Genomic DNA, 14,397 nt, shown 5'->3' on the forward strand with positions numbered 1-14,397 from the left:
ATTATTTACTGTGGATCCTGAACCCTCGAGTTTAATAATAACAATGCTCAATGTGAATGTGTCTTTCATTTCCGGGCTCATACTGCTGTTCGTTTTATTGCTTTGCTCTGCATTGATATCTGGAGCTGAAGTCGCATTTTTTTCGTTGACAAAATCTGATCTCAATACAGGTTTGGATGATAATCCAAAAAAGTTCAATATCATTTCAAAACTATTAGGACGACCTAAGAAACTCTTAGCAACTATACTTGTAGCTAATAATTTTATAAATATTGGAATTGTTATACTCTTTGCATATTTAGGAGAAACCCTTTTTAATTCTGTAGAGCTCTCTTGGGTAAGATTTTTGCTTGAAGTTGTAGTCATCACTTTTTTAATCTTACTTTTTGGTGAAATTGTTCCTAAAATATATGCCAGTAGAAATCGCATACAGTTTTCGACGTTTATGGCTATTCCTCTAAAAGTGCTTGATGTTATTTTTTCTCCAATTAGCTCACCAATGCGTCATTTAACTTTAACCATCCACAATAAGCTTGGCAGACAAAAATCAAATTTAAGTGTTGACCAATTATCTCAAGCTTTAGAATTAACTAGTGATAGCGACACAACCGATGAGGAGCATAAGATTTTACAGGGAATAGTATCCTTCGGAAATACAGACACCAAACAAGTTATGCGTCCTCGTATGGACATCTTTGCATTAAGCGAAGAATTAGAGTATGCTGAAATTATTCCTGAAGTTATTAAAAATGGTTATTCAAGAATACCTGTTTATAAAGATAGCATTGATAATGTCACAGGGATTTTATACATCAAAGACCTCTTACCACATATAGAACGGAAACAGTTTGATTGGACCGCCTTACTTCGGGAGCCGTTCTTTGTTCCTGAAAACAAAAAACTAGATGATTTGATGGTTGAGTTTCAAGATAAAAAAGTACATCTTGCTATCGTTGTTGATGAATATGGTGGCACATCTGGTGTAATATCTTTAGAGGATGTTATAGAAGAAATTGTAGGTGATATTAGTGACGAGTTTGACGATGATGATGTTATCTATACTAAAATAGATGATAACAATTATTCGTTTGAAGGAAAAACAACACTAAAAGATTTTTATAAGATTATTAAGATAGATGACGAAGCTGAATTTGAAGATCACAAAGGAGAGGCAGAAACCATAGCTGGATTTGTTTTAGAAATCTCAGGGATTTTTCCGAGACGTCAAAGCAAAATAAATTTCAAAAATTACGTTTTTACAATAGAAGCTATCGATAAAAAAAGAATCAAACAGATCAAGTTTACCATTTTAGATTAAACTAGCACTACTATGACTATCAGAAAACTATTATTAACTACCATCGCTGCTGCTTTAATCTCTTGCGGAAAAGATCCTTTACCAAAACCCAAGGCGATGCTCAGATTAGACTATCAGAAACCAGAATATACAACAGTAGATATCAGGTTGCCTTTCACTTTTGAAAAGAACACCGTTGCCGATAAGATCTCCAATATAAAGCTAGATGGTATAAACAATGCTATTGGTGTGAATATTAACTATTCTGAGATGAAAGGCACTATATATCTTACGTATAAAGAAGTCAATTCAAATAACTTGGATACCTTATTGAGGGATGCACAAAATCTGACCCAAAAGCACACGATTAAAGCAGATGAAATTGAGGCCATTGTCTATGAAAACCCAAAACAGGACGTGTTTGGAATGTTTTACGAAGTTGGAGGTAATGCAGCGTCACAATCACAATTTTATGTCACCGATAGTACTAATCACTTTCTAAGTGGCTCATTGTACTTCTACGCAAAACCAAATTATGATTCTATTTATCCAGCTGCAGTATATCTAAAAAATGATATCAAGCATTTAATGGAATCGATAGAATGGAAAGAATAATACAGATTACAAATAAAAAAAGCCTATCAGTAATGATAGGCTTTTTTTTGTATGCTATATACTTCATATTAGAAGTTGTAACGGATACTTGCGTTAAATGTTCTTCCAATACCTAAGAATGTACCAAAGTTATCTGTTTGGTTAATATAAGGTGTATTGAATAAGTTGTTAACGTTAGCTCTGAATGTCATTGGGTTATCTCCAAGATCAAATCTGTACGTTAAACCAGCATCAGCAAGAGCATAAGCAGGTAATCTCTCAGACTCATAAGTTGTTCCGTCTAACGCAGCTTGTACAACATCCTCTACATCAACAAACTCATAAAGGTCTGTAAAAATGTTGTAATCCATATCAACAGAAAGTCCCTCTGTAATATTGTATACAAAACCAGCACCAAATGATGTTTGAGGTGCATTACCAACTTTTACATCAGTAATATCAACTTCTCCACTAGCCTCAAGAAATTCCTGAGTGTCGTCATTTTGTAACGTAAATGGTGTTGATCCTTCATATTTCCAGTTTCCTAAAGATCCGTAACCTCTCAATGAAAGCTTACCTCCTATTGGACGGTATTCAAAATCAAACTCCACACCTTGGTGTATTTGAGTTACATCAGTAAAACGATAGATCCCAAACTCATCATTAGGTAATGCTGTTCCAAAAGTTAAGAAACGGTTACCCCATTCTGTTCTGTAGACATCTAAGTTAAAACGAAATGCAGAATTTTTAAATCTATATCCAGCTTCAAGACCAACAATCTCTTCATTATCAACATCTGGCTTTACTAAAGCATTTGAGTTTCTAATATCGGCAAAGATATTATCTAAGAATGGTTGTCTAGAGAAGGTACCTGCATTAGCAAATACTGAGTGATTTTCATCTAAGTTATAAGACGCACCACCTTTAATTTGGTATCCAGTTTTACTAATTTTTTCAGATTTACCCAATCCATCTACACCATCAACAGTTCGTCCAGTAAATCGACCTGTTCTTTGGAATGATTGTGTTGAAAGTGCTGCCTGAACAAATACAGAAAAATCATCAGTTGCATATTCAGCCTGACCAAAACCACCAATATAATTGATGTTTTCAGAGTAATCAAATTGTGTACGATCAGCTTCACCAGCAAAATCAAATAAAGCAGCCCATGGATCAGCTTCAAATGTATTTGTAAATGTGTAATCATCTGGACGATCTGTTCTAAAGTTATCTGTAAATCCATTTAGACCCATCAAATCATTGATTTGTCTCCAGTGATCACCTTTATATAAACGACCATCAAAACCAACATTAAATGACCAGTTTTCACCAGACTCAATATTTAAGTTAGATAGTAAACCATACCAGTTGTGGTTATTTACAGAAGCTCTTCTTACAAAACCATCACTAAAACCAGCAAAACCATTAGAATCAGCATTTGCGATATTGTTTTCAACGATTTGATCAAAATCTACTTCACCAATATCGTTTCTTACTCTATTACTACTGCTACCTAACATTCCAGTTCCTCCACCACGTCCCCAAGACGCGTAAAGTACTGTAGATAAATCTAACTTGTCATTGATATCGAAATCCCAGTTAAGGTTCATTACTGGCTTATGGTAGTAGTTACGTCTTTCAGTAAAACGCTCTCCATCTCTAAACCCTGTATTTGGATTGTATTTTTCTCCAAACATCTCATATTCTTCTAAATCGCTAGAGAAGTTTTGGTCATGCCATTGTGGTGCACCAGTTAATAAGAAGTTGAATGTATGTTGTTCATTTGGCTTGTAACCTACAGAGAATAAGTAGTTCTGACCTTGACCAGCAGTACCAATTGAATACTTTCTATGTGCTTGCCAGTGATCAACTAATACAGAAAATGCCCATCCTTTATCGTTTACTCCAGAGTTGTAAGCTAAGGTTGCTTTCATAAAGCTATCGTTACCACCCATAACTCTTGCAAAACCACCTTTTCTTTGCTCAGTAGTTTTCGATACAATGTTTACTGTACCACCTACTGACGAAATTGCTAGTTTAGAAGACCCTAATCCTCTTTGTACCTGTACTGCATTAGCAACATCTGCCATACCAGCCCAGTTAGACCAGAACATTCTACCATCTTCAACACTATTGATTGGCTGACCATTCAATAAGAATGCTGTATTGGTATCATCAAAACCTCTTAAGAAAATTCGGCTATCACCAAATCCACCAGCTTGGTTAGACACATAAACAGAAGGTGTGTTTTTCATAGATTCAGTAAATTCTGAGTTACCAGAAATTTTAAGCTGAATGTCTTTCCCTCTAATTGTAGATACTGCTACCGGAGTTTTTCTTGCCTCAGCAATATCAATAACTCCTGTTCCTACAACAATAACTTCTTCTAAAGAGTTATCTGCCTCTAATGTTATACTTCCTAAATCTGCAGATCCATTGAAAGTTAACGTGACGCTTGAATATCCAACGTACGATACAACAATTGAACCACTTGAAGCATTCGTTTGTAAAGTAAAGTTACCATCAATATCGGTACTTGTTCCATTTGAAGTTCCTTTTTCCAAAATGTTAGCACCAGGAAGCGGGAAACCATCTGCTACTACTTTACCTTTAAGTGTAGTTTGAGCCATCATTGCCGATGAAAGCAGTAATAGTCCAATAAATAAAAATTGAGTAATTTTTTTCATCTTAAATTAATTTAAAGAGTTTTAATTTTCGGCAAAAGTACGCTTGTCTTAACGATACTATATTACCTTAATGTTAAGAATTGTTAACACTTAAATTTAACCAAAAAAAAATCTAAAAGAAAGCTAAACTGAACTGAAAACGAAAGAAGTACTTAACAATAACTATGCTTTGCTTTGGTAGTATTTAATAAGATTTTGGGTAGAATCATCATGATTGTTAATAACATTTGGGTCTTTTAGCTCTTTTAGGATGGTATTTGCTAGTTGCTTTCCTAATTCTACACCAAATTGATCGTAGCTAAAAATATTCCAAATAATCCCTTGAACAAAAATTTTATGCTCATACATTGCTATTAACTTTCCTAAACTTTCGGGCGTTAATTTTTTAATCAAAATGGTCGTCGTAGGTTTATTCCCATCAAAAATCTTAAATGGTGCTAAGAACTTCATATGTGCTTCGGAAATAGAACTATCTTTTAGCTCTTCAACTACAGTATCATTTGACTTTCCATTCATTAAAGCCTCAGTTTGCGCAAAAAAGCTAGACATCAATTTATCCTGATGATCTTTATTACCATGCAAGGATTCAGTAAAACCAATAAAATCTGCTGGAATTAATTTTGTGCCTTGATGAATGAGTTGAAAAAATGCATGTTGCGAATTGGTTCCTGGTTCACCCCAAATGATTGTTCCGGTTTGATAATTGATCTTATCTCCATTTCTGTCTACGCTTTTCCCGTTACTCTCCATAATGCCTTGCTGAAGATAGGTGGCAAACTGATTCAAATATTGCGAATAAGGAATGATGGCTTCGGTTTCAGCATTAAAAAAATTATTATACCAAACACTCAAAAGTGCTGTAATAACTGGAATGTTTTTCTCAAAAGCCTCAGTTTTAAAATGCTCATCCATTTTATGAGCGCCATTTAAAAGACTCTCAAAATTATCGAATCCAACAGCCAGACTTATGGATAATCCAACAGCACTCCATAACGAGAATCGGCCACCAACCCAATTCCACATTGGGAAGATATTATTTTCATCGATACCGAAATCTTTAACCTTTTCAATATTTGTTGATACGGCTACGAAATGTTTTGATATCGCAGTCTCAGGTGCGTGCTTTAAAAACCACTCCCTAATGGTGTTGGCATTAGATAATGTCTCCTGAGTTGTAAAAGTTTTGGAAACAATTACAAACAATGTAGTCTCAGGATTAATATTCTTGACAACCTCATTAACGTGATCTCCATCTACATTACTTACAAAATGGGTTTTTAAATGATTGCTGTAGAAAGACAGTGCCTCAACAACCATAGCAGGTCCAAGATCTGAACCTCCAATACCAATATTTACAACATCAGTAAACGGCTGATCAGTATAACTTTTAAACGTACCGTTACAAACCTTATCTGAAAAATCTTTGATTTTTTCTTTAACCTGATATACTTCAGGTATTACATTTTCACCGTCAACTATGACCTCAGCATCTTTAGGGCTTCGTAACGCTGTATGCAACACTTCTCTTCCCTCAGTAGCATTTATAACTTCTCCTCCAAAATATTGGTGCATTGCATCTTTAAGGTCAACCTCATCAGCGAGCTCCAACAATAAATTTAGCGTCTCTTTTGATACTCGATGCTTTGAATAATCAAAATAAAAGTCTTCCCATTGAATGGTCATCTCACTTGCTCTGTTTTCGTGCTGAGTAAATAAGTCTTTTAAATGTGTATTTTCTATTGTTTTAAAATGCGCTTGTAGTTTACTCCACGCTTTTGTTGAAGTTGGATTAATCGTTTTTAATGCCATTACTGTATTTTGGAGGTTAATTCTTCGTTTTCAGTTGGTAACTCAATTTTATTATCTTCAAACTGAATATTGTCTAACTGAGATTTTAAAGGTTTTATAAATTCGGTATAGTTCGCTTTTAATGAATCTGGAATAGACTCTGCTGCAGGTAATTTTTCTTTAAATGGATCCACTTGTTTTCCATTTTTCCAGAAACGATAACACACATGTGGTCCACCAGTATTTCCAGTCATTCCAACCCAACCAATGACATCGCCTTGTTTCACAAAATCACCTTTTCTAACATTTTGAGCTTTCATGTGAAGGTACTGAGTACTGTAAGTTCCGTTATGCTTTATTTTAACGTATTTACCATTTCCTCCTCGTCTTGTAGACTCAGTTACTGTACCGTTGGCTGTTGCTAAAATTTCAGTTCCAATAGGTGCTGCAAAATCAGTTCCACGATGTGGTCTTAATTTATAGCCATAATATTTGATACGACGATTTAAGTTGTAGCGTGAAGATATTCTACTAAATTTAACTGGTGCTTTAAGGAAAGTACGTCGTAAACTCTTGGTGTTTTCATCAAAATAGTCGGATATATTTTTTGTACTGTCTACTTCAAAATTAAACGCATAAAACGGTTCACTTTTATGCTCAAAATAAGCAGCATCGATACTTTCAACTCCTGCATAAATAGTATCTTCAATAAAACGTTGTTTATAAATTATCTTAAATCGGTCTCCCTTTTGTAATCTAAAGAAATCTATTGTCCAAGCATAAATGTCGCTCATATCATTTATTAACTGATATGGTAATCCTTGAGCTTCCATGGTCTCAGATAAGCTATTCATAACAATACCTGAAGCTTCTCTTTGCACTATAGTAATTGGCTTTTTGCCTTTGTAAGCTTCGATAGAGTCGGTCATTTTTATGACCACATAATCTATACTGTTAGGCTGGTAAATAAAACATTGAGGTGTTTGAAGCGAATCCTTTGCACACAGTAAGGTATAAGGTTTACCTATTTTTAATTTTCTAATATCAAATGAGTCTTTAGCTTTTTCAGCAATATTGAAAATCTTTGGGTAGCCAATATGGTTGCGTTCTAAAATTTCGCCAAAGCTATCTCCTTTTCGTATGGTGTCTCGCTTTACGATGTAATCTTCCAGAACAAATCCAAATTCCTTATTTGGTTCTGGTTCTACATAAGTTTGTAATTCTTCAGTATTTGGTTTTTTATCATCTTCTTTACATGAAAAAAAACCAAGACAAATAAAAAGTGCTATTAATAATTGTTTTGGCTGCATTAGCATTTTTGTGTTATATGTTTTCTCCCCAATTTTTTATTTCTTCTTCGCTCCAAAGTTCTGGAAAAAATATTCTTTTTTGATATTTTGGATGCATGTATTTTTTCCAATCACTGCCTCCTGTGGCCTCTCCATCTCCTGTTCCGCTTTCTATATAATGTCTTGCAGCGTTATAATGCGCCATAACCCAAGTGATATTTACGGTGTAATCAAAATGACGCATAGCTTTTACAAGGTCTTCATCTTGTTGATGCTCTTCTGGCAGCTCCTTGAAACGCGACCATAAGTTTTTGGTATTGTAGGTTTGCATAAATCGGATAAAATCTCCTTTGTAGCGCTTTTCAAAATTGACCAAAAGTGTAGATTTCTTGCCTGTTTTATAGTCTTTACCTGCGGCTTGCCAGTAGAGATGTTCAAATGCATGTTCAAAAGGCGTATTACGATCAATGGTTTTTCTAAATCTGTAATCAATAAGATTTATCAACTCCGTAGAGGCAAACTCTATCATCCTGTATTGCGCACTTTGAAACCCACTAGCTGGAGTTAATGTATATCGAAACTTCATGTATTGTTCAATTTCCATACCCTCTCGCATGATATTGAATGAAGTAGTGAGCATATCAAAATAACGGCTTATTCGCATGATTTTGCTTTCAAAAAAAACAGCATTTAAATTTTCTTTTTCGGCCACTTGTTGAATTTCCCAAAGAATCATCTTAAAAAGAAGTTCATTGATCTGGTGATATGCAATAAAGACCATTTCATCAGGAAGCGTTGTTCTTTGTATTTGAAGATTTAAAAGTGCATCTGTTTGAATATAGTCCCAATAAGTAATAGGCTTGCTGTAAAGCAAGCCATATAGGTGATCATCTGTATCTTGATCTATTTCTGTATACTTTTCGTGAATCTGTTTGACGATATCGTCAAATTTATGTAAATCGTCCATTTTAGTTAATCATCAAATACAACAGCCAGAGGATGCTTTAAGCCTTTAAATGCTTCAAGGTCTGCTCTCAAAGAACCAATTGCAAGATCTGCTTTAATTTTTAAAGGGATTTTATTTTTATCAGCACTCACCCAAAGGGTTAAACTTTCCTCTTCTTTAAACACGCGTCCAGCCATTACATATGGTCTGAATTTTAATGCTTTTATTTTACTTCCAAGATCGGTTTCTATGGTCTCACGCCCTAAAAACTTGAGTTTAAAATTATAATTCTCTTCATCAAAGAACATATTTAAAGACACCACATCTCCTATTCTAATATTATCAGTATCATAATTATTACGTAAATAATAAAATGCAGAAACCATATCTTGAACATTTTGTTCAATAGCAACAGTCTTTTTGGTTTTATACTTTTTATTTTCTACTAAAGCTTTATTTTGGCTGTGATCAAAAGCAATTTCAATATCTTTGGTATGGCCACCTTCATCTATCTTTCTGATGAATTTATAAGGCATTCCCGTTTGTTTATCGAAGTAGCTTTCGTATCTATCTTTTACTTTAAAAACCCACTTGATAGCGCCTGTAGTCCATCCTTTTCCAACAACATGATATACAGGTTTTCCATTTAATTTGGTTTCATTAACTGTAAGCGTGGCATTTCCTGCCTTCATCCAGCCACTGTAACTCATTCTGAATTTAAACCATTCACCATCTTGAAACGCACTTTTCTCTTGGGTAAAAGAAATTTGCATACAAAATAAAACACCAATTATAAGTAGTAGCTTTTTCATTTTTTATCGTATTGTAAATGTAACTAACATCATCACATTTCATTATTTGTAATGAAGAATTACAATTACTATTCCAAAAATATAAATTTTATTGAAACCATTAGATACAAAGGTGTTATAGTTCTGTTAGATTTCAAAAAAACGTCATCTAAAAAGATGACGTTTAAATCATGTGACTGTAATTACAGTGTACCGCGTTTTGCTTGTTCTCGTTCTATAGATTCAAAAAGCGCTTTAAAATTACCAGCACCAAAACCTTTAGCTCCCATACGTTGTATGATCTCGAAAAACAGCGTAGGTCTGTCTTCAACTGGTTTTGTAAATATTTGAAGTAAATACCCTTCTTCATCTGCATCTACTAAGATAGACAACTCTTGAAGTTTATTAATATCTTCTTTCATCATATCACGATGTTCACCTAATCGCTCAGGAATCATGTCGTAATACGCCTGTGGTGGAGGTGGTAAAAACTCTACACCTCTTGCTTTAAGCTGAGCAACAGTTTTAATGATATCATCGGTTGCTACTGCAATATGTTGTACACCTGCACCTTCATAAAAATCAAGATACTCTTCAATTTGTGATTTTTTAGCCGCTTTAGCTGGCTCATTGATTGGGAATTTAATCCGACCGTTACCATTACTCATCACTTTACTCATCAGTGCTGAGTATTCGGTGTGAATTTGTTTATCATCGAATGACAGGAAATTTACAAATCCCATAACGTCTTCATACCATTTAACCCAGGTATTCATTTGTCCCCATCCTACGTTTCCAACCATGTGGTCGATGTATTTGAGTCCGACAGGTTCTGGATTATATTCAGATTCCCATTTTTGGAATCCTGGAAGAAATGTACCCTTGTAGTTTTTTCGTTCAACGAACATGTGTACTGTTTCTCCGTATGTGTAAATTCCTGCTCTTACAACTTCACCAAACTCATCAGTTTCAACAATGGGTTCCATGTATGATTTCGCGCCTCTCTTAGTTGTTTCCTCATAAGACTTTCTTGCATCATCAACCCATAATGCTACAACTTTGACACCGTCTCCATGTTTAACAATATGATCATTTATTGGAGATTTACTATTTAGCGGAGTTGTTAATACCAATCGTATTTTATCTTGTTTCAATACATAACTTACAGAATCTGTTGATCCTGTTTCTAAACCTTTATATGCATGAGACTGAAAGCCAAATGCAGTTTTGTAAAAGTGTGCAGATTGTTTTGCATTTCCTACATAGAATTCTACGTAATCTGTTCCTAATAGTGGTAAAAAATCCTGAGCATCTTCAAAGATCTTTTCTAATCCGTAATTGACGCTTTTTACTTCTTTTGCCATAATATTTATATTTATTTTGTTGATTCGTTACGATGTTTAATTCGTAGCGGATGTTTTATATGTTATTTTAGCCCTGATTAACTCACTGACTTTAATTTATTTCTGTTTCGTTGAATGCTTCGCATTTGCAGCGGCATCCTTTTTTGTTTTTCTCAAAAAAGATACAACGGAAAGCAGGTTATAGCTCGTCATCATTATAAAAAAATTACTCTAGCCAAGATTTAAAATAATCTTCATCAGCTATTTTTAAGGCTTCCTCTGTTATTTGCAATGGTTTAAATGTATCGACCATCACAGCAAGCTCATCTGTTTTTACTTGTCCGATACTACGTTCTGTTGCACCTGGATGCGGCCCATGAGGTATTCCAGCAGGATGCAAACTAATGTGTCCAGCATCAATATCGTTTCTACTCATAAAATCACCATCAACATAGTACAATACCTCATCACTATCGATGTTACTGTGGTTGTAAGGTGCTGGGATACTTTCTGGGTGATAATCGTATAAACGTGGCACAAAACTACAGATTACAAAGGCATCGGTCTCAAAGGTTTGATGCACTGGAGGTGGCTGATGAATTCTTCCTGTAATGGGTTCAAAATCATGAATTGAAAATGCATAAGGATAATTGTAGCCATCGTAACCTACCACATCAAAAGGGTGGGAAGCATAGACCATTTCAAATATATCATCTTGCTTTTTAACTTTTATTAGAAACTCACCTGTTTCGTTGTAGGTCTCTAATTCTTGTGGCTGACGAATATCCCGTTCACAAAATGGGGAATGTTCCAGTAGCTGACCAAACCAGTTTCTGTAACGTTTTGGTGTATAAATTGGTCGGCGGGATTCTACAATAAATAATCTATTGTCTTCAGTATCGAAATCTATTTTGTAAATAATTCCTCGAGGAACAAGCAAATAATCTCCATATTTGAAATCTAGATTTCCCAGATGGGTTCTCAATTTCCCAGTTCCTTTATGAACAAAAATAAGCTCATCTGCATCAGAGTTTTTATAGAAATAATTTGTTGTAGATTGTTTAGGCGCTGCTAAAATGATGGTACAGTCACTATTGGTCAATACGGCTTTTCTGCTCTCTAAATAATCCTGTTCAGGCTTGACTTGAAACCCTCTAAAGCGATAGGATTGTATGTGATTTGACTTTGCTATTTTAGGTGCAACGCTATATTGGTTTTTGATTGCTTTGACCTGAGTTGGTCGCTGCTCATGATAACTATTGGTTGACATGCCATCAAAACCTATGGTGCCAAATAATTGTTCGGCATATAAGCTTCCATCTTCTTTTCGAAATTGAACATGTCGTTTGGATGGAATTTTTCCTAATTTATGATAAAAAGGCATCTTTTTTAAGTTTAAAAAGTTGATTTTTATACGTCGTTTCGTATAAATTAAATGTGTTTTAAAGATACAAAAAATGCTAGCTTATTCAGGATTTCTCTTGATAAGAAAATGAAGGTAGTGTAATAACCCTTTGAAGTGAAGTTTTAACATGACTCAAATATCGTTAAAATTTTGAATAAAATACATGAAAGTTTTAGACATAATCTTTTACAATGTGCATTACGCTTTTTCTATCATTTCCAAACACATTGAGATTCAAGACATCTAATAGTTTGATTTTAATAGTTTTAATCATTAAAATATTAATATTTTTTGTTGATTTTATATTTTTTATTGTAATTTCGATGAAGCATTAATTCATAAAAACTATAACTTCATGAAAAATATTTTATTCTTATTTTGTTTGACCTTTTTATTTATTTCGTGCCAAGTTGATGAAGACTTAACAACGAACCAAGAAGATTCAATTAATTTTTTGAAAATTGAAAATGTAAATCGACTTTCTGGCGAAGCACGATTACTTGCGTACAAAATGCTAAACTCTTAAGAAAAAGCATATTTATGGAATCTAAGACATAAAGAAATTTTAAGCTCAGAAGAAAATGTTTTAAGCCCTGTACAGATTGATTTTATTAATGAAATGTATTCTAGCTTAAAGAAAGAATACTTTGTTCCAAATTCTGAAAGCACTTTTTCTGCATATTTCAATGAATATCTCCCAAAAATGAAAGAGGTTGGTTTAAAGCTATTTACAATGGAGCAAATGAACACATATTTTTCAAATTTTAACAGCCAAACAACTTATCCTCACGTCGTTGCAAATATCAAAGCTGATCAAGTTATTTTTGACGATTCTATATTAAATCGAGAAGGAGTACATTGTAAATGTAATGTTGATGATGATTGGTGTAACTCTGGTGAGTGTTTCAGATGGGTATGTGGAGAAGGAGATATTAAGGATATTGGCTGCGGATGGTGGCTTCAGGAGGATTGCAATGGGTTTTGTGCAACAACTGACGATGAAGATCCTTTTATTTCTGATTAATCACGGCTGAAATATTTTATATACCTTATATTAATTGAAATATTTAATACCATCTCTAATTGGTTTAGTTCTGGCCTTTTTCTCAGGTCTACTTGGATGGCATTATCAATTTATTGCAGTTGGGATTATTTACCTTATTTTAGGATTTTGTGTGTATAATACTAACTACACTTTAAATAAAAATATTAAAGCAGGTTTATTTTTAATCCTTCCGTTCTTTATTCTATATGGAATCCCTGCTTTTTGGAAACACTCAACTCATGTTTATCCAATTTTATTTATCTCCATTATTTCTGTAGGTACTGCTTTTATTATTAAAATAAAAAGTCATCGTTTTCTGAAATCATCAGCATGTTACGCTATTTTAGTCCTTCTATCGGGTTTTTTTGGAATGCCAAATTGGTTAAATTATATATCTGATAAATCTACAGATACTAATTTTATTTTTCCTGAAATTGATATCGTTGATATCAATGAAAAGGCTTTCCGTTTTGAAAAAGGAAAAACTTATGTGTTAGACCTTTGGTCTTTAGCCTGCGCCCCATGCATTGATAAGTTTCCAGATTTTGAAGAATTACATCTAAAATATATAAATCAACCTGATGTAGAATTTTATTCATTATGCCTACCAATTAAAGGAAGAAATTATAACCATGAGATTACCAAAAGATATAGTTTCAATAAATTATATACGTTAAATGTTAATAGTTGGGAAGAATTAGGAGTTAAAGAAATACCTAAATATATTGTTATAAATTCTAATTCGGAAGTCGTATATATCGGAAGACTCAATGATAAGTGGTATCACTTTTATAATAATATAAATCAAATAATACGTAATGAAAAAAATAAAACAAAGGAGCCTTTTGCTATTACTGATTAGTTCTACAGTTATATTTTCATGTGAAAACCAAAACAATTTTTCTAAAATCAAATTTATAAATGGTAATTATAATTTTGGAACTCTATCAATAAAAGACACTCTAACACATACTTTTTTTCTTAAAAACATTTCAAAAAATAAACTATTGATAAGAGATGCTATTAGCAGTTGTGGTTGTACTACTATTGAATTTTCTAAGGATGCAATAGTAAAGAATGATTCAGCTAAAATTACAGTTCAATTTATACCAGATAAATTAGGCTATTCTGAAAAGACTATTGTAGTTGAAGCTAACACTAATCCTCCATATAATATACTTACTTTAAAAGGAGACATAAAAGAATAAAAAT

General features: G+C 33.5%; 11 protein-coding genes and 1 pseudogene. 5 read left to right on the plus strand and 7 right to left on the minus strand.

All coding sequences use genetic code 11. From position 1 onward, the window contains the following. Positions 1-10 precede the first annotated feature (10 nt). Both Q0951_RS13040 and gldD read left to right on the plus strand, forming a co-directional pair. Positions 11-1,318: a gliding motility-associated protein GldE gene (locus tag Q0951_RS13040; protein WP_299337529.1), complete on the plus strand. Its 1,308-nt coding sequence runs from the start codon at positions 11-13 to the stop codon at positions 1,316-1,318. 12 nt (positions 1,319-1,330) lie between these two features. Beyond that, positions 1,331-1,912, plus strand: coding sequence for a gliding motility lipoprotein GldD (gene gldD / locus Q0951_RS13045; RefSeq protein WP_299337530.1), 582 nt, complete (start codon positions 1,331-1,333; stop codon positions 1,910-1,912). A gap of 68 nt (positions 1,913-1,980) precedes the next feature. On the opposite strand, the gene Q0951_RS13050 is transcribed toward gldD, so the two are convergent. The 7 genes from Q0951_RS13050 to Q0951_RS13080 form a co-directional block, all read right to left on the minus strand. Further along, positions 1,981-4,578, minus strand: coding sequence for a TonB-dependent receptor (locus tag Q0951_RS13050; protein ID WP_299337532.1), 2,598 nt, complete (start codon positions 4,576-4,578; stop codon positions 1,981-1,983). Between the two features lie 162 nt (positions 4,579-4,740). Continuing rightward, the gene (pgi, locus tag Q0951_RS13055) at positions 4,741-6,387 is read right to left on the minus strand and encodes a glucose-6-phosphate isomerase (RefSeq protein WP_299337533.1); all 1,647 of its coding nucleotides are present in this window, start codon (positions 6,385-6,387) and stop codon (positions 4,741-4,743) included. Next, positions 6,387-7,676 (minus strand): peptidoglycan DD-metalloendopeptidase family protein, encoded by a 1,290-nt coding sequence (locus Q0951_RS13060; RefSeq protein ID WP_299337534.1) that lies wholly within the window; start codon positions 7,674-7,676, stop codon positions 6,387-6,389. Before Q0951_RS13060 ends, pgi begins: the two co-directional genes overlap by 1 nt. A gap of 13 nt (positions 7,677-7,689) precedes the next feature. Continuing rightward, positions 7,690-8,622 (minus strand): tryptophan 2,3-dioxygenase family protein, encoded by a 933-nt coding sequence (locus Q0951_RS13065; RefSeq protein ID WP_299337536.1) that lies wholly within the window; start codon positions 8,620-8,622, stop codon positions 7,690-7,692. Positions 8,623-8,627: 5 nt separating this feature from the next. Beyond that, positions 8,628-9,413 (minus strand): DUF3108 domain-containing protein, encoded by a 786-nt coding sequence (locus Q0951_RS13070; protein ID WP_299337538.1) that lies wholly within the window; start codon positions 9,411-9,413, stop codon positions 8,628-8,630. A gap of 182 nt (positions 9,414-9,595) precedes the next feature. Next, entirely contained in the window at positions 9,596-10,756 is a 1,161-nt protein-coding gene (gene hppD / locus Q0951_RS13075; protein ID WP_299337539.1) for a 4-hydroxyphenylpyruvate dioxygenase, read from the minus strand. A 205-nt stretch (positions 10,757-10,961) separates the two neighbouring features. Beyond that, positions 10,962-12,119, minus strand: a complete 1,158-nt coding sequence (locus Q0951_RS13080; protein WP_299337541.1) for a homogentisate 1,2-dioxygenase — start codon at positions 12,117-12,119, stop codon at positions 10,962-10,964. A 559-nt stretch (positions 12,120-12,678) separates the two neighbouring features. On the opposite strand from Q0951_RS13080, the pseudogene Q0951_RS13085 reads away from it, so the two are divergent. The 3 genes and pseudogenes from Q0951_RS13085 to Q0951_RS13095 form a co-directional block, all read left to right on the plus strand. After that, positions 12,679-13,164: pseudogene (locus Q0951_RS13085) on the plus strand (bacteriocin fulvocin C-related protein); the annotation flags it as partial. Between the two features lie 34 nt (positions 13,165-13,198). After that, the gene (locus Q0951_RS13090) at positions 13,199-14,047 is read left to right on the plus strand and encodes a hypothetical protein (RefSeq protein WP_299337542.1); all 849 of its coding nucleotides are present in this window, start codon (positions 13,199-13,201) and stop codon (positions 14,045-14,047) included. Continuing rightward, complete coding sequence (locus Q0951_RS13095) at positions 14,004-14,393, plus strand: DUF1573 domain-containing protein (RefSeq protein WP_299337544.1); 390 nt, start codon at positions 14,004-14,006, stop codon at positions 14,391-14,393. The genes Q0951_RS13090 and Q0951_RS13095 overlap by 44 nt, the downstream gene beginning before the upstream one ends. The last annotated feature ends 4 nt before the right edge of the window (positions 14,394-14,397 follow it).

It is taken from the genome of uncultured Psychroserpens sp., from assembly GCF_947501425.1.
Lineage (GTDB): Bacteria > Bacteroidota > Bacteroidia > Flavobacteriales > Flavobacteriaceae > Psychroserpens.